Genomic DNA, 20,930 nt, shown 5'->3' with positions numbered 1-20,930 from the left:
TGAACTGAACCCCAAAAGTTGGACACTTTTGGAGGTATAAAATATGAGCAAGAGTTTGTCTTATGAAGAAAAATTAGAACTCATAAGATTATGGAAAGAAGAAAATTATTCGAGAAGAATGCTAACTGAACATTTCGGAGTATCACAGCATGTTGTAGATCGATGGAAAAAACGTTATTTAATTCATGGAGAAAAAGGATTAATTTCAAGAAAAACAAATCGTCCTTATACAAAAGAACAAATAGAAAAAATTCTACAAGAACTTAAAACTGGAATTTCACAGAAAACAATTGCAGCTAAATATCAGATTTCCCATTCAACTTTATCTAGATGGATGTTAAGATATCAATATATGGGAAAATTTGATCCAACAAAAGCAATAACACCAGATGAAATAAAATCTCTAAAAAAAGAGAATAAAGACAATCCAACTATGATGGAACTGTTAGAGAGGCTTGAGTATTCAGAAATGGAGAATGCATGCCTAAAAAAATTGGCGACCTTAGTTCAAGCTCGCAAAGAGAAAAATCAGAAGCAATCAAAGAATTAAGGTCAGTATATAAATTAGATAGATTGCTGAAATACTTTGATTTAAAGCGTTCGACATTTTATGAGAATATAAAACCCAAGAAAGATAAATACATTGAGATTAAACAGAAAATCCTTGAGATTTATAATAAAAGCAATAAACGAAAAGGATACAGGTGGATAACATCTGATTTGCATAAATCAGGGGTTCAGATTAATCATAAAACAGTATTACGTTTGATGCAGCAGCTGGGAATAAAAAGTATTGTTAGATCAAAGAAATATAATTCTTATTCAGGAGCAACTTCCGGAATTGCAGTAGAAAATATCCTTCAAAGAAATTTTTCTACAACATCAATTAATCAGAAATGGACAACTGATGTAACAGAATTTAAGGTTTGTGGTAAAAAAATATATCTTTCAGGTATTATGGATATGCATAGTAAGGAGATTATCGCCCATACTGTAAGTTTTTCACCTAATATGAAACTTATTATGAACATGATAAAACTTGCATATAAAAAAACTGGAAATCCAAAAAATGTAATAATTCAATCTGATCAAGGATGGCAATATAGGCATATTTCATATAAGTATTTCCTGAAAAAGAAACATGCAATTCAAAGTATGTCTCGAAAAGGAAATTGTCTTGATAATGCTGTAATTGAAAATTTCTGGGGTATATTAAAAACAGAATGGTTTTATCTTAATGATTTTGATTCTGTTGATAAGTTTCTGGAAGAACTAGAATCGTATATTCATTATTTTAATTATGAACGGGATTCCAGTGTTTTAAATTATCGGACTCCAATTGAAGTCCGAATGAAAAAAATGGTAGCATAAAACTGTCCAAAAAATTGGGTTCAGTTCAATCCCCGGGATCCTGAATACCACCACCGACATCCCCAAATACTCTTTTCCTCGCCCCGCAACGCCCCATCTCCCTGCGTGGGCCGTACCCCGCCAGTTCACCGAGGTCCCTAACCCCCGCACAAAGAATTCTCAAAATTTTCCCAAATTTGTGTCAAAAACGACATATCAGGGCAATATTATATATAAGAAAATGTGCGGGTTCGTGAATCTGGCCTGCAAAAATTGTAATTTCCGAATATTACAGGCAAAAAAAGAACCTGGATCTCGCCGAACAGTGTTTTTCAGCCTGCAATTTTCCGAAAAGACAATTTTTGCAGGCCACCTTCCACCGTATTCTCAAAAAACAGCCGGCCTGTTGGCCTGCAGAAATTAGAAATAATCAATTTTACCGGCCGGCGACGCCCAACATACCCCTCGTTCAGCCTGCAAAATCCCAGATTTCCATTTTCTGCAGGCCACACCCCACTAATTTAAGGAGAAGACAATGAAAACAGAACTCTTACCACCAGACACTCTCACACAACAGCTCAAAACACGTCGACTCGAGCTCTTAAACCTGTTGAATCTCAAAATGAAATCACAAAAGAATTTACCACAGGGACATCTCCGAATAGAACAGAAAAAAGGCGCGCGAGCCCCTCAGTTCTATCACTTCACAAATCCAGCAGATACCCACGGAGTCTATATCCCCGCCGCAAAGCAAGAACTCGCGCGCCGCCTCGCACAAAAAGATTATGACCACAAGCTTATCAAAATTCTGGAGCAGCAGCTTACTCTCATTGAAAAACTAATAAAGGTAACAGAAGGAAAAATCACCGGGCTATACACAAAGTCCTGTAACGCGCGGCAAAAGCTCATAACTCCCGTAACACTCACAGACCAACAGTATATAGAAAACTGGCAGAACATCACCTGGCACCCCCGCCCTTTTGCCGCAGACGCCCCCGAGTTCTTCACCGCCCGCAATGAACAGGTCCGTTCAAAATCAGAAGTCATAATTGCAGACACTTTAAGTCGCCACAACATTCCCTACCGCTACGAGTACCCGCTGGAACTCAAAAATGGCGACATATACCATCCTGATTTTCTCTGCCTGAATGTCCGCACTCGTCAGGAATTTATCTGGGAACATTTTGGAATGATGGACTCCCCCGCCTACGCTTCTCGAACAGTTTCAAAACTCAAGGTCTTCAGCGAGAACAACATACTTCCCGGCAAAAATCTCATCATCACAATGGAAACCGCAGACCTCCAGCTTAGTTCCCGGCAGGTCGAGAATCTTATAAAAGAATATCTGGAATAAAAAATAAGTCTAAAATTTCTTATACTAAAAGTGAGATATATTAATAGAAAAGAAAATGATCTTATTTTGTTATATCTTTCAAAGAATCCCCATCTGCAAAAGGAACGCTTAATACAACAGTTTCTCTCTGTGCATCCGGATTGTTGATATGATTAAAAAGGATATCTGCTGCTCTCTGGCCCATCTGAGAAAGCGGCTGAACATTGGTTGCTACGTTCATATTAAAATAGGTCTGATTTATAAAGCCATCAAAGCCAATAATGCTTACATCATCTGGAACAGAAAGTCCAAGTTTTTGTATTCCTTTGCAGGCTCCAGGCACACACGAATCTGTACAGCAGAAAAGTGCTGTTGGTTTTTCCTTAAATTCACTAAAGGCTTTTTCTACATCCTTATCAATATCAGAAGAATCATAATCTGTGCGGATTATATAATCTTCAGGATTATAAGAAACTCCAAGCTGCTTCAGGGTATCAATAAAGCCTTTTTCACGTTCAAGGACATTTGCATTGTAGATATGTTTTTCAAGACCCAGGAAGGCAATGCGGCGATGCCCCCTCTTCCAGAATTCATTTACTGAAGTTTTTGCAGCAAGATAGTTATCTGTATCAACCCACGAAAAAATCTCGCTTTCCGGACGGTCTGCAACTACAACGCAGGGAAGTTTTCTGAGTTTTATTTCATCAATAATCTGCTTGGAAATCTTTTTAAGTCCAATATAAATAATTCCATCAACCTTCTTCTGCTTGTATGGCCTTAAATAATCATAAGAAGGATTTTTTTCTGATTCTGGAACAACGCTCATCAAAATATCTGTATTGTATTTATTACAGATTTCATTGATTCCATCCAGAACGCTCATAAGATAGAAAGAACGGATTGATTTATTAAGAGGAATCGGGGTAAGAACTCCAATGGTATTACAGCGGCCGGAATTCAACACCTGGCCGGCAAAGCTTGGAGCATAACCTAACTTTGCAATTGCCTCTTCAACCCTGCGTTTGGTTTCCGGTTTAACATTTTCTTCTCCGCGAACTACACGCGAAACTGTAATAAAGGAAACGCCTGCAAGGTCGGCTACGTCTTTCTGAGTTACCATCTTTACCTCGAATCAGAATTATTGCTCAAAAATATATGTCTGAATTCCACGCGGAGGACAGACAAAGCAGTTCTTCACATTTTTATCGGTTACCTTAGAAGTATATAACGTTTTTTCCTTTTTGTCTTTCATTCCGAGGTCATCCAGTTTTAATTCAAAAATCATATCTGCTTCGGTTCTGTTCATAACTACTACTACAAGCTGATTTTGCGGTGTTACAAAAACTGTGCATTCCATTGTGTTTCCCATTTTTCCGTCAAAGGCCGCCGGCACCATATAAGGAGTCATCTTAAAATCAACACGCTTTGAAGAAGGAACAATAAAGCGTGAGAACTGGCCGATGTAATAATACGAACTCTGATAAAGAACTTCTTTCTTTTCTGTATCTATAAGGATTTGCGCATCACAGAAATTATTTACGTGGTTCGGACCGCCAACAATATCCAGCGCCATGTTCCAGTCCATCCAGGCAGTACAGCCGGCATTCAAATCATTTATGATGTTGTGACCGTATCTTTCGCCCACATACCATTTACCGGGTCTTGCGCCGCCTTCAATACTTCCTTCTGTAAAAAAGAAATCCATATCCGGATGAGCCTTTGCACAGGCACGAACATTATCATACTGATCTCCCGAATACCAGTGATAAGCCATTCCATCTATTGCCTTTTCCGCGCCGGGAACAGAAAAACTCTGCTTCATTCGTTTTACCATCATGTCACGGTTGTGATCCCACACAAGGATTTTCACATCATCAAGGCCATTTTCGCTAAAGGCAGGCTTAAGGTAATTTACGGCAAACTCCCCTTCTTCTTTTCCTGTCCACAGACACGAATCCCAGGTCTGAGCTGCTTCACATTCATTCTGAATAGAAACATAGCCGACAGAAAGCCCCCGCTCGTTCAGACCTCGAATAAAACGAACAAAGTATTCTGCCCAGAGTTTACGATACTTCTTTTTGAGTTTACCACCATGATTCATATCATTGTTGGTCTTCATCCAGGCTGGAGGTGTCCATGGAGTAACCATGACATTAAGACCCGGATTTTCTTTTGCAGCTAATTTCAAAAGAGGTGTCATATACTTATCTGTACGTTCGAAAGAAAAGGACTTAAGAGATTCATCTTTCTGAGGAACGCAGGCCCAGTTTCCAAGAGAAAAGTCGCACGAGTTCATATGTGTTCGTGCAAAGGTGTATTTATTGCCCTTTTCAGAAAAGCAGTTCTTAACAACAGTTTTCTGATCAGCAGCTTCCAGATGAGAAATCACATAACCGGCACTTTCTGTTAATGCACAGCCAAAACCCTTAAAAGTCTGAAAGGTGCGCTTTGGGTCAATGGTAATTGTACAGGAAAGATTATCATCTACCCTTGCGGCGCATTTCTTTTCTGAAATGCTTTTTATTCTGTTATCTGTGTCTTTAGAAGTTTCATATGTATTAATAAGATTCATTGTATTTCTCCGTTTTGCTTAAAATTTTGCGTTTACAATGTTTTCGCAAACATTGACGATAATATTTTAGTTTTCCCAGAAAGTCAATCAAAATCTTTTATAATCAGCTAAAATGTTTTTATTTGAGAAAAATGCCCGAAAATAACACAAAAAAAATGAAAAAAAGAATTTGACAGATTATTCAGAGTGGGATTATGATATGTTTACGCAAACATAAATAAATCATACAGCAGAAACATATGGATCCGTGTTCTGCTAATAGATTTAATAATGTTTGCGTAAACAATCAAAAAGGAGTTTTTAAATGAAAAAACTAACAAAACTGGTATGTTCTGTTGCTTTTATGGCATTGGCAGCTTCAATGTTCACAAGCTGCGGTAAGAAAAATCAGCGTGTAAAAGTTCGCTGGTTTGTAGGACTTGGTGCTGGTTCAGATGAACCTACCTTTGCACCACAGAAAGCGGTTGTAGATAAGTTCAACAAATCTCAGGATAAGATTGAACTTGTTCTTGAAATTGTAGATAACGGACAGGCATTCCAGACACTTGCAACACAGATTTCTGGTGGTAACGCACCTGATATTTGTGGACCAGTTGGTATCCGTGGTCGTGACAGTTTTAAGGGCGCATGGCTCGACCTTGAACCACTTGTAAAAGAAACTAACTTTGACTTATCACAGTTCGATCCTTCAATGGTTGAATTCTATAGAGATCCAGATGATGGACTTATCGGACTTCCTTTCGGAATCTATCCGTCATATATGTATGTAAATAAAGAAATCTTTGAAGAAGCAGGTATCCCTCTTCCACCAAAGAATTACGGCGAAAAATACGTTGATGAAAACGGAAAAGAATGGACATGGGATTTTGACTGTGTTCGCCGCATTGGTATGAAACTTACAGTTGATGCAAATGGAAATGATGCTACAGATCCACAGTTTGATCCAGAAAACATTGTTCAGTGGGGCTTTGGTATTGTATGGGGTGATGCCCGCGGATACGGAACACTCTTTGAACCAGGTACATTCGTAGGACCAGGAAACAAAGCTCAAATTCCAGACGCATGGCTTGATGCATGGAAGTGGACTTATGATGGTATGTGGAAAGATCATTTCATTCCAAATGCTCCATATGGTGATTCAGATATTCTTTCTGCAGGAAGCTGGGGTGAATCTGGAAAGATTGCTATGTTCCAGTGTCACGTATGGTACTCAGGTTATGCAAAAATGGATTACCAGTGGGATGTTTACCCAATGCCTTCTTACAAAGGAAAGACAACTGCAAAGATGCATGCTGATACTTTCGAAATCACAAAAGGCTCAAAGCATCCAAAAGAGGCTTTCGAAGTTCTTACTTACCTTGTAACAACTGCATCTGATGACCTTCTAAAGATTTACGGTGGTATGCCTGCAATCACTTCAAAGCAGGATGCCTTCCTCGATTCATTCTTTAAGGAACGCTATCCACATGTAACTGTAAATACAAAGGTTATTAAAGACAGTGTTGCTTATGCTGATAATCCTAACCATGAATCATGGATGCCAAGCTTCCAGGAAGCTTCTACATGCTACACAGAATTCTGGACAAACCTTACAAACAATCCGGGACTTAATGTTGATGAAGAAGCTGCACAGCTTAAGAAAAATCTTGATGTAATTTTTGCAGCAGCAACAAAGTAAAAAATTAAATAAGGAGACAAGGCGGTGCTGAAGCTTAAAGTTTTAAGCATCGCCTTTTTAATGCACTATGAATAAAAAAACTAAATCCGCTGGAATACAGCGCTGGGAAACAAAGTGGGGATTGTTTTTTATTGCCCCTTGGCTTATCGGTTTTACGATATTTTATCTTGGTCCAATGATTGCCTCTTTCATCTTTTCATTCTTTGACTACAACCTGATTCAGCCGGATGCAAGTTCTTTCGTTGGTGCAGACAACTGGAAACGTGCAATAGTTGATGATCCTATTGTAATGAAATCAATTGCACATATTCTGGAATACAGTTTAATCTCTCTTCCTATTTCCTTCTGTTTTTCTTTTGTAATTGCTGTTTTACTGAACAACAGACATCTTATAGGAAAAAGCCTTTTCAGAGCATTGTTCTATCTGCCTAGCATGGTACCTTTTGTAGCAACTGTTTTAATCTGGAAAGGAATCATGAATGAACAGACCGGATGGTACAATCTGATTTTAGGAAAAGCAGGCCTTCCGGGAATCCGCTGGCTCACAAGCACAAGATGGGTTTACATTTCATACGCGCTCATCGGACTCTGGGGCTGTGGAAATACAATTTTAATTCTTCTTGCGGGATTACAGGGAGTTCCAAAAGAATTATACGAAGCCGCAACTATAGACGGCGCAAATTCATGGCAGCGAATGAAGGCTGTTACAATCCCTACAATTACTCCGGTTATTTTCTATAACCTTCTTATTGGTGTTATTAACCTGATGCAGTTCTTCCTTATTCCAATGGTAATGAACAATGGAGACGGCTTCCCTAACGGAATGACAAACTTCCCGATGGTTTATTTCTATCGTCAGGCCTTCTCATATTTCAGCATGGGTTATGGAGCTGTTATTGCCTGGGTAATTTTCTTTATTGGAATGATATTTACACTTGTTTTATTCGGAACCTCTAATAAATGGGTTTTCTACGCAGGTGAAAAACGATAGATTACGGAGGATTAAAAAATGACTATAAAAAGAACAAATGATATTGCAAGAATAATCATGTTCGTTGTAACGGTGTTTACTGTGGCACTTTTCTTACTGCCAATGCTCTATGGAATTTCAGGCTCTCTTAAAACAAAGGAACAGCTTTCTTCTTTGAATCAGTCGCCAATTCCACAGTCACCAAAAACTTTTGAATACAACGGCAAAAAATGCGAGCTGTTTATTGTTCCAATTGACGGCGCAGAAAAAACTCTTGCAATCATAAAAAAAGGAAGAGATGAGTCAGTTTTCATAGATCCGGAAAATCCTGGCGCAGGTCAGATTGTCTGGGAAGGTAAATGGAGAACTCTGCAGAATGAATGGGAGTTTGATCCTCAGTTTGGTAACTACAAAAAAGGCTGGAAATCAATTAACTTCCTTCTGCTTTTCAGAAACACACTTTTTTATGCACTTATCACAACCTTTGGTACCCTTCTCTCTTCTACCTTTGTTGCCTACGGATTTTCACGCTTTAATTTCCGTGCAAAGGGAAAGCTGTTCATCATTCTGATTGCGACAATCGTTCTTCCAAGTGCTGTAACGCTGATTCCGGTTTATACCATCTTCTATAAATTAGGATGGGTTGGAACCTGGCTGCCGCTTATTGTTCCTCACTTCTTTTCGAATGCTTATAACGTTTTCCTTTTGAGACAGTTTATGCTTGGTATTCCTCGAGAGATGGATGAGGCTGCCCGCATTGACGGCTGTGGTCCTATTGCAACTCTGTATAAAATTATTCTTCCACAGTGTGTGCCTGCAATTATTTCTGTAGGACTCTTCCACTTCTTCTGGGCATGGAACGACTTCTTTAATCCGCTTCTGTACCTTGCAGGACACCCAGAAAAGTATCCTATCAGTATAGGACTTTCATCTTTCAGTAACATGTATTCAACCGAAACTCATTTAGTTCAAGCAGTTAGTATGATTGCCTGCGTAGTTCCTTTCCTCATTTTTGTGGTGGCACAAAAATTCTTTATGCAGGGAGTTGTAGTTTCTGGCGTTGAAAAATAACGATGAGTAATTTAAAAAAGTTTTTGATTTGAAATTAAACAGAAAGATCCAAATAAAAAGGACCAGATAATCCCAAGCACAGCTCTTAGCGCATACCGCTGCTGGATTCCTCCTCTGACGGGGTTTTGCGAAAGACACTTGAAGGGCATCTGGTCCAACAAGAATGTATCATAAAACCCCTTCCAAAGTCAAGGAAGGGTATTTTTTGCGATTCTCCCAAAAATAACAAACATTTATTTATGTTTCTATTGACAGTAACAATAAACAGTGTTATGTTACTACTTATAGTAACGTTTCTATTTATAGAATCGTTTTCAAAAAAAATAGAGAGGTAAAAATGAAAAACCGGATGGATCTGATTTATAAGTGCATTCCGAACTCACGCTACACACCGTATCTTCTTGCAAAGAAAATCGGAGCTACCGCGATTCTGGAATCTGCCAGCTTTGCTAAAGGACGGGAACGCTATTCAATTTTAATGACAGAAGAAGCGTTCAAAATCAAGCAGGAGGGAGAAGAAATCTCCATCATTGTAAACGGAACAGAAACTCCGCTGGATATGGAAGCTGTTATGGAAGGCGAAAAGAGTCTGGATGCGCTTGGACGCGAAAAGGCTCCTGATATTCTGGATGCCCTTCTCTACGTTGCCCGTCAGAATGTACTTCCGGAAGGTCCATTGTGTGAACTTCCTTTGCCGGCTTCGGGACTCGGTTACCTAAGCTATGAGTTTGCAAAGCACTGTGACAATATCCGTTTTTTTGAACAAAAAGATGAACTTGAGATTCCTGAAAGTCTTTTTATTACCGGCCATCTCTATATAATTTTTGACCACTTTACCGAAGAGATTCATATTTTTGGTCTCAACTATAACGAGCATCAGATTGACCTTGGTGCTGCAATGGAAAAGCTCCTTAAACGCATTAACGACATGGACTTCTCTTATGTAGAAGAAGAAAACCAGAGCTTTAAGTATAAAATGCTCACTGATATGGAAGCGAGCAAGGCGGAATACATTCAGAAGGTAGTGGCCCTCAAAAAGCACATCGTTGCCGGAGATTTGATTCAGGCCGTGCCGAGCCGCCGCGTTCAGATTGAGTGTGAGGCGGAAGCTTTGGCGGTGTACGGAAAGCTCCGCAAGGTAAATCCTTCTCCATATCTTTTTTATATTGATTTTGGTGATTTCCAGTTTACAGGTGCCTCTCCGGAAAGTCTTGTACGCGTTCGTAAAGGCAAGGCTGTAATTCATCCGATTGCAGGAACTACACGACGCGGTAAGACAGAAGCGGAAGATGAAAAGCTTAAGATTGAGCTTCGCAATAATCCTAAGGAGCAGGCTGAACACCTTATGCTGGTAGATTTAGCTCGTAACGACTTAGGCCGTGTTTGCGAACGCGGAAGTGTTGAAGTTTCACAGTATATGGAATGTGAACTTTTCAGCCATGTAATTCATCTGGTAAGTACAACTGAAGGTATCGTACGAGAGGGTGTAAAACCAATTCAGGTGCTTCGTGCATCCTTCCCGGCCGGAACTGTCAGTGGTGCACCAAAAATCAGTGCAATGCAGATTTTGAGCGGACTTGAAAAAACTAAGCGGCGTTTTTATGCCGGAGCAGTTGGATATATTCAGCCAAGCGGAGACCTGGACTTCTGTATTTCAATCCGCTGTGCACTGCGTCAGGGAAATGTCTGGAACCTTCAGGCCGGCGGCGGAATTGTTTACGATTCGGAGCCAGAGCGAGAGTTCACCGAAACCTGCGAGAAGCTTGGTGCGTTGATAGATACTTTGACGAAGTAGCCTAAAAAGGTGGTTTCGACAGGCTCAACCACCGGTGTCATTGTCGGGCTTGACTCGACAATCTGGACTAGACAGTGCTGTAAATATAAAAGGAGAACGAATATGATTTTAGTAATCGACAATTACGACAGTTTTACATTTAATGTTGTGCAGGCACTTGAGTGTGCAACTAACGAAGAAATAAAAGTTGTGAGAAACGACGAAGCTACAGTTGAGCAGCTCGCCGCTTTGAATCCAAGCCATCTTATTGTTTCACCTGGACCGGGAAATCCTACAGGAGCTGGTGTGAGTATTGAAGCAATCAGATACTTTGCGGGCAAGGTTCCTATTCTTGGAATTTGTCTTGGACACCAGGCAATTGGAGAAGCATTTGGTGCAAAGATTGTTCAGGCAAAATTTATTAAGCATGGAATTGTAGAAGACATTGATCTTGATGGACGTGGTGTTTTCCGCACAATCGGAAAGAGTGCTAAGTTCACTCGCTACCATTCGTTAGTTATTGATGAAGCAACTTTACCTGCAGACTTTGAAGTTACAGCCCGTGCAAAGGATGGCGACATTATGGGTGTGCGTCATAAAACAATGCCTATTGAAGGAGTTCAGTTTCATCCGGAATCAATTGCAAGCCAGGCTTGTCAGGATCTGTTTAAGGCGTTCTTAAATTACCGTCGCGACAATCTTCCTGTTTCAGATTACCTTCACCAGCTGCTTGATGAGAAAAAGCCATTGACCCGTGAACAGGCTTCTTTCTTTATGGAAAATCTTACAGACGGAACAATGGATGAAAAAGCAACTGCTGCAATTCTTACTGCAATGGCTGCCCGTGGACTTCCTACCGCAGATGAAATGGCAGGCTGTGCCGGTGCACTTTTAAAAAAGAAAACTGCCTTCCCTAGTTCTGGAACAGGTCTTGCAGAAATTGTAGGAACTGGTGGAGACGGTAAAGGAAGCTTTAACATCTCTTCACTTTCTGCAATTGTGGCAGCAAGCTGCGGACAGGGAATTGCAAAGCACGGAAACAGGGCCGTTTCTTCTAAGAGCGGTGCTGCAGACTTCTTTGAAAATCTTGGAATTAAAATTATGGCAGAACCTGAAAAAACAGCAAACCTTGTTCAGCAGACAGGATTTGGCTTTTTGATGGCTCCTGTTTATCATGCCGCTATGAGATTCGCCGCTCCTGTACGTAAGGCGCTTGGAATTAAAACAATTTTTAATGTACTGGGACCTCTTTTGAATCCGGCTGGAGCTGAGTACGAAGTTCTTGGAGTTTACAGCGCAGAACTTATGGAAGACTATGCACATGCGGCAAAGGCTCTTGGAGCAAAGCGCGTTATGGTAATTCACAGCCGTGATGGTTTTGATGAAATCTCTCCTATTGAACCAACAGATGTTTTCCAGATTAATGAAGATGGAAAAGAATACCGTTATGTAATTGATCCTGCTAAGTTTGGAATCAGTGGTGCAAAGGCAGATGAACTTGAAGGTGGAAACGGAGCAGACAACGCTCAGCTTGCAATGGAAGTTTTGAACGGCGGAGGACGCGCAACAATTAAAGCTGCTGTTGGTCTTAACGCGGGCGCTGTACTTTACCTGAGCGGAAAGGCAAAAAATCTGAAAGACGGTTATGATATGGCCGTTGCCGCAATGTCTAACGGAACAACTCTCAGAAAGCTCAATGAGATTCAGAACGTTAGCGCAGAGTTGAATAAGGAAACTGCTGCATAATAAGGCTTTACATCAATCATAAAAAAGGCTGGAGTATTTTCAGAATCTGATTTTACTCCAGCCTTTTTATTTAGCAATCTTCAACTAACTATCGTTCGTTTATTTGATTGTCTTCATCTTCTTTAAGAATTTGAAGGTTGAATCTGGGCCGAGCCAGTGACCACAACCAGCAAAGATAAAGGTTGTTCCACCTTCATTAAGATAGTTTGTAATATCCTGTGCCCATTCCTTATTTCTGTCACGGAAAACCATGTTGTGATAATCAACATAAAGTTTGTCTGAAGCTTCTTCATCTTCATCAGACATAATCAAAAGTCTTTCCATTTCTTTCATATCATCATTTACATAGCTTTCATAAAGACCAACTGTTGACTCTGTGAGTTTTTCAGCTTCTGCTTCATCTGTGAAAACTTTAATGATATCTTTGAGCATTTTAATCTGAGTATCATAATCACCATAAGTGATGATATCAAGTTGAACCTGAAGTTCATCAAGTCCGTCCCACTCGCGGCCCATCTGAGAAAGAGTTGCAATAAAGCTGTTATCAAGACCGTATTCTGCGCTGAGTCCTGTGTTTGTATAAATCAGAACACTGAGGCCGGTTTTAATCTGCCATGGTTCAAGCGGATCAACAATTGAAAGATTTTCACCAAAAGCCATCTGAACAAAAGCTTTTTCTTCTTCTGTAAGATGATCAGTTACAAGTTTTCCGTCTTTGTTTGGAGCATTGAGAACTGGTCCAAGCTGAGCGAGATCTGCATAGCCCTGAGTAGAAATTTCACCAGCATAGCGGTCTGAGTTTACAAAGGCCTGCTGAACTTCTTCTGAAAGAGGGAAGATTCTTTCATCACCAAGGTGGAAGGTACCCTGAATATAAACTGTACTTGGATTTCCGTTTTTATCAGTTCCATCGATACGCCAGAAAGCACGGCTCTCTGTTTTTGTAAGAGTTGCAGGAGCCTTTTTAGGGGTTGATGCACACGAAGTCAATACAAGGGCAAGAATGAATGCGCCGAGTATAGCTCTAAGATTAGTTTTTTTCATAATATCCTCTCTATGAAACATTTTACTTAATTTTATTATAAGGAAAAAAGAAATTCATTGCAAACAAGGATGAAGATGCGAAATAAATTTATAACATGAAATTATTATTTTTGTTGTTGTGTTACTATTTACAGAAACATTATTTTATGTTACTATTTGTAGTAACATAATTAAAAAGGACAGCTTATGGCAGACATTCTTACAACAATAGTAGAAAAAAGAAAAGCTGATATTGAAAGGCTTGGGCTTGCTTTTGGATTTGAGATTCCAGAAAAGCGATGTCGTCCGGTACATCCCTTCCTTGCAGAAAAGGGAGTGATTCTCGAAGTAAAACGTGCTTCTCCAAGTAAGGGAGATATTGCGCCAAATCTGGATGCGGCGGAGACAGCACGGTCTTATGCTGCGGCGGGAGCTAGAGCAATCAGCTGTCTGACTGAGGGGAATTATTTTAAAGGGACACTTGAAGATTTGATGAATGTTTGCAGGGCCGTAGATGAGTATGCTGCGGGGGCGGCGGTTTCTTCGAAATCTGAAAGCCTTTGCGTGATGCCCGCTGTTCTTCGAAAAGATTTTCTTTTAAGTGCTGATGAAGTTGATATTTCTTACCGCGCCGGTGCTGACGCAATTCTTTTGATTGCGCGCATTCTTGAAGAAGCGGTGATTGTAGAGATGGCGAAGGCGGCGGCGGGATATGGGATGACTTGTCTGGTCGAAGTGCGTAGTGAGGCGGATCTGGAAAAACTTGCCGCTGTGGCCGCCGCCGTGGACAGCAAATTTATTGTCTGCGGAGTAAATTCGAGGGACCTCGCAACGTTTAAAATTGATCTGCTCAAGCCGTGTGCTTTGCTTGGCAAGATTCGCGGAGTGCTTGGAGATGATGCCCGGGTTGTTTTTGAAAGCGGAATCAGAACTCCGCAGGCTGCTCGCTTTGCTGGAAGTTTTGGCTTTACCGGAATGCTTTTGGGAGAGGCTGCTGCGAAGGCGCCAGAATTGCGAGAGGAACTTGTGAAGTCTTTTGTAAATTCTGAAACAACTAAAAACTCAGAATTCTGGAATACACTTTCGTCGTCCCCTGAGCGGAGTCGAAGGGAGCGGCCTCTCATCAAAATCTGCGGACTCACCCGCGCCGAAGATGTGCTCTATGCCGACTCCCTTGGTGCTGATTTTGTTGGATTTATTTTTGCCTCTGGCTTTGGGCGAAATGTCTGCGGAGAAAAGTTTGAAGCTATTAAACCTGTACTGAAAATTGTTCATGCAAAAAAAGTTGCTGTAATTACCGATATCAATTCACCTGCGGCAGAAGCTGCAGCCTCTTATGTAGAACAGGGAATTCTTGACTGCATTCAGCTGCATGGAATTGAATATAGCAAAGTGCCGGAGCATTTTCTTTCTCTGCCCCACTACTTCGCAATCATAGAAAAGAATGGGCCGCTGGAACAGGCAGCAGAAAAACTTTTCCTTATGGGAGAACCTCGCTTTCTGCAGGATTCAAAATCACAGAGCTACGACACAAATCATAAGCTCTGGCTTGCAGGTGGAGTTACCCCGGAAAACGCTTTAGAACTCGTTGAGCATTTCCAACCGGAACTCATTGATGTTTCGAGCGGTGTTGAAGACGACGTTGTTGGAATTAAGAATCATGAAAAAATTAAAAAGATAATGGAGATAAAAAATGACACAATCAAATAAAGGATTTTTTGATAGCTTTGGCGGAAAATATGTTGCAGAAGTTCTGCGCCGCCCGCTTGATGAACTGGAGGTTGCTTTTAAGGAAGCAATGGTTGATCCAGACTTCATCTATGAATTAGAAACAATTCAGCGCGATTATATTGGTCGTGAAACTCCGCTGCTTTTTGCAGAGACTGCAACACGACTTCTAGGTGGCGCTCAGATTTATATAAAACTCGAAGGTCTTGCAAATACAGGTGCACATAAAATCAATAATGCTATTGGTCAGTGTCTGCTTGCAAAGCGCATGGGTAAGAAAAGAATTATTGCAGAGACAGGAGCCGGACAGCACGGTGTTGCAACTGCAGCTGCCTGCGCAAAACTTGGCCTTGATTGTACTGTATATATGGGCGAGGTTGATGTTCGCCGTCAGCAGCCAAACGTTGCCGCAATGGAATTATACGGTGCCAAGGTTCACGCAGTAACAAGCGGAAGCCGCACTCTTAAGGATGCAGTAAACGAAGCAATGCGCGACTGGGCCGCAAATCCTGATACAACACATTACGTTCTTGGAAGTGCTCTTGGCCCTGCTCCGTTCCCGGATATGGTACGCGAGTTCCAGAGTGTAATTGGCCGTGAAGTTAAGCGTGAAGCCGCAAAACGTAAACTCGATGTAGCTGCAATGATTGCCTGTGTTGGCGGCGGCTCAAACTCAATAGGATTCTTTGCTCCATTTATTGAAGATGAGTCTCCTCGTCTGATTGGAGTGGAAGCTGGCGGTATTGGACCTGGAATCGGAGAGAACGCAGTTCGTATGTCTGGAGAGGCGGCCCGCGACGGAATCATGCATGGTTATAAATCCCGCTTTTTGCTTGATGAAGACGGACAGGCTTTGCCGACCCGCTCAATTTCTGCGGGCCTGGACTACTGCGGAATTGGACCTCAGCTTGCAGCTCTTGGACGAAAAGGCCGCGTGGAGTTCACTTACGCGCGCGACGAGGAAGCATTGAACGCAGTAAAGTTTTTTGCGCGAAACGAAGGCGTTCTTTTTGCAATGGAGAGTGCACACGCAGGAGCCGAAGCGATTAAGCTTGCTCCAACTCTGCCAAAAGATAAAGCCATCATCGTAAACATGAGTGGCCGTGGAGATAAGGATGTATTTATTACCTGCCCGGTTTTCCGTCGCGAAGAATGGCTTTCTTTCCTTCATGCGGAAATTGAGAGACTGGAATCTGATAAAGATATTCATGACGCAAAGATTATGGGAGAATCAAAATGAGCAAAATAAAATTGATGAGCCACCTTGTTGCCGGCTACCCTACCGAAGAACTTTCATTTACCGCGGCACGAGCCCTCGTGGACGGCGGTGCTGATATACTCGAGATTCAGCTGCCATTTTCTGACCCAAGTGCAGATGGCCCGGCAATTCAGGGCGCGTGTACCGAAGTCTTAAAGCGAGGCTTCCGCACAGCAGACGGACTGGCCTTTATTGCGCGATTACACAAAGAGTTTCCTCAGGTAAAAATCTACCTGATGAGTTATGGCTCTCTTGTGTATACGCCGGGTGTAGAGAACTTCTGCGAGCGTGCTGCTGCCGCTGGAGTCAAAGGCATGATAATTCCAGACCTTCCTTTTGACTATGATGAAGGTCTTACCGCAGCTTGCCGAGCTAATGGAATGGAAAATATTCCGGTGGCTGCGCCAAGTATGGCAGCTGAAAGATTAAGCAAACTTGCACATGCAGGCTTCCCGTACATCTATGCAGCACTTAGAACTGGAATCACTGGAACTGATACTAAGATAGATGATAATACAAAACACTTTTTATCAGCTGTTGCCGCCGGCGGCAGTAAGATTTACGGAGGATTTGGTATTTCGAAGGGAGAACAATCGAAAGCACTTGCTTCTGAAGTTGAAGCAGTAGTTGCAGGATCTGTTTTTGTAAGGATTATTACTGAAAATCAAAATAATCCCGATGCCCTTTACAAAGCAGTCCGTGCAAAGGCAGAGGAACTGACATCTATATAAAAAAAGAGCCGCCGGAACGTTTTGTTCGGGCGGCTCTTCTTATAGGAGCATTATTTCTTTTTTAATTATTTATCTGATATTAGAGCTTTCCACCCTCTACTACGAGAGAGTCAGCATCTGATTTTGGACCATAAACAGTGCGGAGAGTTGCTTCATAATCTGCGTGGAAGAACTGCTCTGCAGCGAGAGATTTAATCTCATCATTAATCCAGTTCAAAAGTGATTCATTACCCTTTGTTACAGCAGGAGCGATTGTATCAAGAGAACCAAGAGATTCAATACCAACTGAGAATCCAGGGTTTTCAATAGCCCATGCAAGAACTTCTGTATTATCTGTTGAAAGACCAACTCCACGACCATCAAGCAAAGCATTGTAAGCTTCTGAATACTGATCAAACTTCAAAAGATTTACCTTAGGATAATTTTCTGTAAAATATGTTTCAGCAGTTGTTCCCTTTGAAACAATCAAAGTTTTGCCATTCAAATCTTCTGGCTTTGTAATCAAATCTTTTTCGTTAGAAACTACACCGAGAGCACACTTCATATATGGAAGAGCAAAATCAACTTTTTCTGCGCGGGCAGGAGTAACAGTGAAGTTAGCAAGAACAAGGTCAACTTTACCAGTTTCAAGAACTTCAACGCGGGCAGCTGCTTCAACAGGAACATACTTAACCTTTACACCAAGATCCTTAGCAATGCGGTTTCCAAAGTAAACATCGTAGCCCTGATACTTACCGTACTCATCAACATAGCCGAATGGCTTTTTGTCACTGAAAACAGCAATCTTAATAGTTCCGCTTTTTTTAATCTGTTCTACAGTGCGGTACTTAGCCTTGCTCTTAGCAAAAGCCGAAACGGAAGTCAGAGCGATAAGACTCAGCGCTATAATTGTTTTGAATGATTTTTTCATAAGTCACCTCTTTAAAGTTTCAAGATGCCTTATATATACCACAGTATTACCTACTAAGTCAATAGGTATAATATGTTTTGTTATGTTTTGGGCGTTACCCCGCATCCGAGATCTCCAAAAAGCCCTTTCCGCAGCTTTCTTCCGCTTTTTTTTAAATTTTCTGAAGATTTTTTTAGAATTTTTGTCAAAAATCGAATATTAAAGCAATTATATATAATAGAAAGTTGTGGAAAGGAGCAGCGGGGCCTGCTGGAACTCAGAGTTCTCCAAACAGCGGGCCCTCCAGCGCCCTGGGATCATGCTGCGGGCCTGCTATTTTGTAGTTTCAGGCATTTAGCAGGCCCCACTGCCCTCTTCCAGCCTTCGTCCAGGCCCGCGAAACCACAGATTTCGCAAAATAGCAGGCTCACCTCCAGTCGCCGCAGCTCGCACATAGCCTGCTAAAAACACACTTTGCTCATTCAGCAGGCCGTCCCGCTTTACTTAAGCAAAAGCACAGCCCGCTAATTAGCCGGAATCCCATTTCCGCGGGCCCGCCCGCCCGGCGCACAAGTGCGCCGAGCCCGCCAACTTAAAGTTTCGCCGATTTCGCAGGCTCCAGCGCCTCACACCCCACGTGCTACAGCCTGCAAAATCTCCGAATTCACCGAAAAACGGGCCGCCACAATACCGTGCCAGCCCAAAATGGCCGCCAGGCGGCCTCAGAGGAGAAAGAAAATGAATTATGAACTCTTATCGCCAGACACTCTCACGCCACAGCTCAAGGCCCGCCGCCTTGAACTACACAATCTGCTCACACTAAAACTTAAAGCCAAGAAAGGCACCCCATCCGGCCACCTTCGAATAGAACAGAAAAACGGCGGCCGCCGCATCCAGTTCTACCATTGTACCAGCAGTTCAAAACCAAGAGGCGTTTACCTTCCCGTCTCACAGGCGGCCCTTGCAGGTCAGCTGGCGCAAAAAGACTACGACGAAAAAGTAATTAAACTTCTGAAGCGCCAGCTGACCCTTCTGGAAAAACTTCTCCATCTCTCAGAGAAAAATATTTCCGAACTCTATTCAAGGCTCTGCCCTGCGCGGCAAAAGCTTATAACTCCAGTAACACTCACAGACACCCAGTACATAGAAGTCTGGCAAAATGTCCAGTGGGAAAGCCGCCCCTTTGCCGCCGATGCCCCGGTCATCACCACAGCACGCGGAGAACGAGTACGCTCCAAGTCAGAAATAATAATCTCCGACATCCTTACACACTGCGGCGTTCCGTATCGCTACGAATATCCTCTGAACTTGAAAAAAAACGGCAACTTCTATCCCGATTTCTTATGCTTAAATGTCCGCACACGTCAGGAATTTATTTGGGAACACTTTGGCAAGATGGACGACCCCGAGTACTCCACAAACGCCGCCGGCAAACTGCTTATTTACGGCGAAAATCATATATACCCCGGTAAAAATCTAATAATTACAATGGAAACCCAGGACTGCCCCCTGAACCCCAGGTATGTAGAAAACTTGATTAAAAAATTTTTGCTTTAGCAGGCCACTCACCACACAAGAAAAGTAACGAAGCCTGCTATTTTGAATATTAAGACATTTCGCGGGCCTGCCGGGCTAGTGTGAATTTCTACAGGGCCTGCTAAATGTCGATTTTTGTGTTTAAGCAGGCCCGCCGCAAGCTCGCTGACTTCACGCCAGCCTGCTAAAACACGGATTCCGCAAAAATAGCAGGCTCACTCCCTGTAGCACCATCCCGCACAAAGCCCGCTAAAAACACATTTTTCTAATTCAGCAGGCCGCCCCGCTTTATTTAAGCAGAAGCCCAGCCCGCGAATTGGCCCGAATTCCATTTTCGCGGGCCCACCGGTGCCCTGGAACTATGCCGTGGGCCTGCAATTTTGTAGTTTCAGGCATTCGGCGGGCCCAGCTGCACCTCGCTCCAGGTTGCAAAATTAATTCTTCTTGCGGCTTTCAAATTCAAAGTTGCTCAGGAACTTTTTGGCACGCTCAGTTTTTGGATTAGTCCAGAATTCTTCTGGGGTGCTGATTTCTACAATCTCGCCGGCGTCCATGAAGACAATTTTGTCTGCAACTGCGCGGGCGAACTGCATCTGGTGGGTTACGATGAGCATGGTCTTTTTATCATTGGCGAGGTCCATCATTACGTCAAGAACTTCGCGAACCATTTCCGGATCGAGGGCGGCAGTGACTTCGTCAAAGAGCATAACTTCCGGGTGCATACAGAGCATGCGGACAATTGCCACGCGCTGCTTCTGGCCGCCCGAGAGCTGGCGTGGGTAGGCGTTTTTCTTATCGGCGAGGCCAACGCGGTCAAGCCAGGCTACGGCTTCTTTCTGAACCTCGTCCATGTTGAAGTTCATTTCGTGAGCATGCTTTGGACCAAGAAGGAGATTCTTCATTACGGTAAGGTGCGGGAACAGGTCGTAGCTCTGGAACACCATTCCGATTTTCTGGCGGATGAGGTGCATGTCTTTTTTGCGGTTGGAAATTACTTCGCCATCGAGGAGAATCTCGCCGCCCTGAATTGTCTCAAGGCCGTTGATACAGCGAAGCAAGGTTGATTTACCACAGCCGGACGGGCCGAGAATTACGATGACTTCGCCCTTCTCTACGGTGAGGGAAAGGTCTTTGAGAATTACGTTCTGGTCGAAAGATTTCTTTATATTCTTTAATTCAAGTAATGGCATTTGAATCTCCTTTTAATGGATAATCCTAAAACGACCCTTTCGGCTCGTTTTTTAACGGATTCTCAATAGTATTAGGTTTCG

At 42.3% G+C, this 20,930-nt stretch carries 17 protein-coding genes and 1 other RNA gene; 12 read left to right on the top strand and 6 right to left on the bottom strand.

Annotation, left to right across the window (positions count from 1 at the left end):
- Positions 1-43 precede the first annotated feature (43 nt).
- From BM161_RS13640 to BM161_RS13630, 3 genes are all read left to right on the top strand, one after another.
- Positions 44-550 carry a helix-turn-helix domain-containing protein gene (locus BM161_RS13640; protein WP_074932838.1) on the top strand — a complete coding sequence of 169 codons (507 nt, stop codon included), beginning with the start codon at positions 44-46 and terminating at the stop codon, positions 548-550.
- On the top strand, positions 481-1,371 hold the full coding sequence (locus BM161_RS13635; RefSeq protein WP_074933685.1) for an IS3 family transposase: 891 nt from the start codon (positions 481-483) through the stop codon (positions 1,369-1,371). Before BM161_RS13640 ends, BM161_RS13635 begins: the two co-directional genes overlap by 70 nt.
- Before the next feature lie 514 nt (positions 1,372-1,885).
- On the top strand, positions 1,886-2,704 hold the full coding sequence (locus BM161_RS13630; RefSeq protein ID WP_074933682.1) for a PDDEXK family nuclease: 819 nt from the start codon (positions 1,886-1,888) through the stop codon (positions 2,702-2,704).
- 61 nt (positions 2,705-2,765) lie between these two features.
- Here BM161_RS13630 and BM161_RS13625 read toward each other — a convergent pair whose 3' ends face one another.
- Both BM161_RS13625 and BM161_RS13620 read right to left on the bottom strand, forming a co-directional pair.
- Entirely contained in the window at positions 2,766-3,803 is a 1,038-nt protein-coding gene (locus BM161_RS13625) for a LacI family DNA-binding transcriptional regulator (RefSeq protein WP_074933680.1), read from the bottom strand.
- A gap of 18 nt (positions 3,804-3,821) precedes the next feature.
- Positions 3,822-5,255 carry a glycoside hydrolase family 30 protein gene (locus tag BM161_RS13620; protein ID WP_074933677.1) on the bottom strand — a complete coding sequence of 478 codons (1,434 nt, stop codon included), beginning with the start codon at positions 5,253-5,255 and terminating at the stop codon, positions 3,822-3,824.
- A 304-nt stretch (positions 5,256-5,559) separates the two neighbouring features.
- Between BM161_RS13620 and BM161_RS13615 the strand changes: the two genes are divergently transcribed.
- The 3 genes from BM161_RS13615 to BM161_RS13605 all read left to right on the top strand — a co-directional run bounded on the left by BM161_RS13615 (position 5,560) and on the right by BM161_RS13605 (position 8,974).
- Complete coding sequence (locus BM161_RS13615; protein ID WP_074933675.1) at positions 5,560-6,933, top strand: ABC transporter substrate-binding protein; 1,374 nt, start codon at positions 5,560-5,562, stop codon at positions 6,931-6,933.
- 67 nt (positions 6,934-7,000) lie between these two features.
- Complete coding sequence (locus BM161_RS13610; protein WP_074933672.1) at positions 7,001-7,924, top strand: carbohydrate ABC transporter permease; 924 nt, start codon at positions 7,001-7,003, stop codon at positions 7,922-7,924.
- Between the two features lie 18 nt (positions 7,925-7,942).
- A complete protein-coding gene (locus tag BM161_RS13605) occupies positions 7,943-8,974 on the top strand; it encodes a carbohydrate ABC transporter permease (protein ID WP_074933669.1) in 1,032 nt (343 codons plus the stop codon).
- A 57-nt stretch (positions 8,975-9,031) separates the two neighbouring features.
- Here the strand turns inward: BM161_RS13605 and ffs are convergent.
- Positions 9,032-9,129, bottom strand: an RNA gene (gene ffs, locus BM161_RS13600) — signal recognition particle sRNA small type.
- Between the two features lie 182 nt (positions 9,130-9,311).
- On the opposite strand from ffs, the gene BM161_RS13595 reads away from it, so the two are divergent.
- Positions 9,312-10,769, top strand: a complete 1,458-nt coding sequence (locus tag BM161_RS13595; protein WP_074933666.1) for a chorismate-binding protein — start codon at positions 9,312-9,314, stop codon at positions 10,767-10,769.
- 102 nt (positions 10,770-10,871) lie between these two features.
- On the top strand, positions 10,872-12,494 hold the full coding sequence (locus BM161_RS13590) for a bifunctional anthranilate synthase component II/anthranilate phosphoribosyltransferase (protein WP_074933663.1): 1,623 nt from the start codon (positions 10,872-10,874) through the stop codon (positions 12,492-12,494).
- 99 nt (positions 12,495-12,593) lie between these two features.
- Here the strand turns inward: BM161_RS13590 and BM161_RS13585 are convergent, their stop codons facing one another.
- On the bottom strand, positions 12,594-13,538 hold the full coding sequence (locus tag BM161_RS13585; protein ID WP_074933660.1) for a TraB/GumN family protein: 945 nt from the start codon (positions 13,536-13,538) through the stop codon (positions 12,594-12,596).
- Between the two features lie 186 nt (positions 13,539-13,724).
- On the opposite strand from BM161_RS13585, the gene trpF reads away from it, so the two are divergent.
- Genes trpF through trpA form a run of 3 tightly spaced genes read left to right on the top strand, consistent with a single transcriptional unit; the run spans position 13,725 to position 17,234 of the window.
- Positions 13,725-15,227 carry a bifunctional indole-3-glycerol phosphate synthase/phosphoribosylanthranilate isomerase gene (gene trpF / locus BM161_RS13580; protein WP_074933657.1) on the top strand — a complete coding sequence of 501 codons (1,503 nt, stop codon included), beginning with the start codon at positions 13,725-13,727 and terminating at the stop codon, positions 15,225-15,227.
- Positions 15,211-16,485 (top strand): tryptophan synthase subunit beta, encoded by a 1,275-nt coding sequence (trpB, locus tag BM161_RS13575; RefSeq protein WP_074933655.1) that lies wholly within the window; start codon positions 15,211-15,213, stop codon positions 16,483-16,485. Before trpF ends, trpB begins: the two co-directional genes overlap by 17 nt.
- The gene (gene trpA / locus BM161_RS13570) at positions 16,482-17,234 is read left to right on the top strand and encodes a tryptophan synthase subunit alpha (RefSeq protein WP_177206252.1); all 753 of its coding nucleotides are present in this window, start codon (positions 16,482-16,484) and stop codon (positions 17,232-17,234) included. Before trpB ends, trpA begins: the two co-directional genes overlap by 4 nt.
- Before the next feature lie 79 nt (positions 17,235-17,313).
- Here the strand turns inward: trpA and BM161_RS13565 are convergent, their stop codons facing one another.
- The gene (locus tag BM161_RS13565; protein ID WP_074933652.1) at positions 17,314-18,144 is read right to left on the bottom strand and encodes a cysteine ABC transporter substrate-binding protein; all 831 of its coding nucleotides are present in this window, start codon (positions 18,142-18,144) and stop codon (positions 17,314-17,316) included.
- A gap of 717 nt (positions 18,145-18,861) precedes the next feature.
- Here BM161_RS13565 and BM161_RS13560 point away from each other — a divergent pair.
- The gene (locus tag BM161_RS13560) at positions 18,862-19,680 is read left to right on the top strand and encodes a hypothetical protein (RefSeq protein ID WP_074933648.1); all 819 of its coding nucleotides are present in this window, start codon (positions 18,862-18,864) and stop codon (positions 19,678-19,680) included.
- A 413-nt stretch (positions 19,681-20,093) separates the two neighbouring features.
- On the opposite strand, the gene BM161_RS13555 is transcribed toward BM161_RS13560, so the two are convergent.
- Entirely contained in the window at positions 20,094-20,849 is a 756-nt protein-coding gene (locus BM161_RS13555; RefSeq protein WP_074933646.1) for an amino acid ABC transporter ATP-binding protein, read from the bottom strand.
- Positions 20,850-20,930: the final 81 nt, after the last annotated feature.

This window comes from Treponema bryantii (genome assembly GCF_900113965.1).
In the GTDB taxonomy this organism is placed as follows: Bacteria; Spirochaetota; Spirochaetia; order Treponematales; family Treponemataceae; genus Treponema_D; species Treponema_D bryantii_A.
The sequence above is the reverse complement of the archived record's forward strand: the minus strand, read 5'-3'. Positions and strand labels throughout refer to the sequence as shown.

Excerpts from the sequence above, each read along its gene's own strand:
- BM161_RS13640 (WP_074932838.1), top strand. The coding sequence starts at position 44 with ATGAGCAAGAGTTTGTCTTATGAAGAAAAATTAGAACTCATAAGATTA.
- BM161_RS13635 (WP_074933685.1), top strand. The coding sequence starts at position 481 with ATGCCTAAAAAAATTGGCGACCTTAGTTCAAGCTCGCAAAGAGAAAAA.
- BM161_RS13630 (WP_074933682.1), top strand. The coding sequence starts at position 1,886 with ATGAAAACAGAACTCTTACCACCAGACACTCTCACACAACAGCTCAAA.
- BM161_RS13625 (WP_074933680.1), bottom strand. The coding sequence starts at position 3,803 with ATGGTAACTCAGAAAGACGTAGCCGACCTTGCAGGCGTTTCCTTTATT.
- BM161_RS13620 (WP_074933677.1), bottom strand. The coding sequence starts at position 5,255 with ATGAATCTTATTAATACATATGAAACTTCTAAAGACACAGATAACAGA.
- BM161_RS13615 (WP_074933675.1), top strand. The coding sequence starts at position 5,560 with ATGAAAAAACTAACAAAACTGGTATGTTCTGTTGCTTTTATGGCATTG.
- BM161_RS13610 (WP_074933672.1), top strand. The coding sequence starts at position 7,001 with ATGAATAAAAAAACTAAATCCGCTGGAATACAGCGCTGGGAAACAAAG.
- BM161_RS13605 (WP_074933669.1), top strand. The coding sequence starts at position 7,943 with ATGACTATAAAAAGAACAAATGATATTGCAAGAATAATCATGTTCGTT.
- BM161_RS13595 (WP_074933666.1), top strand. The coding sequence starts at position 9,312 with ATGAAAAACCGGATGGATCTGATTTATAAGTGCATTCCGAACTCACGC.
- BM161_RS13590 (WP_074933663.1), top strand. The coding sequence starts at position 10,872 with ATGATTTTAGTAATCGACAATTACGACAGTTTTACATTTAATGTTGTG.
- BM161_RS13585 (WP_074933660.1), bottom strand. The coding sequence starts at position 13,538 with ATGAAAAAAACTAATCTTAGAGCTATACTCGGCGCATTCATTCTTGCC.
- trpF (WP_074933657.1), top strand. The coding sequence starts at position 13,725 with ATGGCAGACATTCTTACAACAATAGTAGAAAAAAGAAAAGCTGATATT.
- trpB (WP_074933655.1), top strand. The coding sequence starts at position 15,211 with ATGACACAATCAAATAAAGGATTTTTTGATAGCTTTGGCGGAAAATAT.
- trpA (WP_177206252.1), top strand. The coding sequence starts at position 16,482 with ATGAGCAAAATAAAATTGATGAGCCACCTTGTTGCCGGCTACCCTACC.
- BM161_RS13565 (WP_074933652.1), bottom strand. The coding sequence starts at position 18,144 with ATGAAAAAATCATTCAAAACAATTATAGCGCTGAGTCTTATCGCTCTG.
- BM161_RS13560 (WP_074933648.1), top strand. The coding sequence starts at position 18,862 with ATGAATTATGAACTCTTATCGCCAGACACTCTCACGCCACAGCTCAAG.
- BM161_RS13555 (WP_074933646.1), bottom strand. The coding sequence starts at position 20,849 with ATGCCATTACTTGAATTAAAGAATATAAAGAAATCTTTCGACCAGAAC.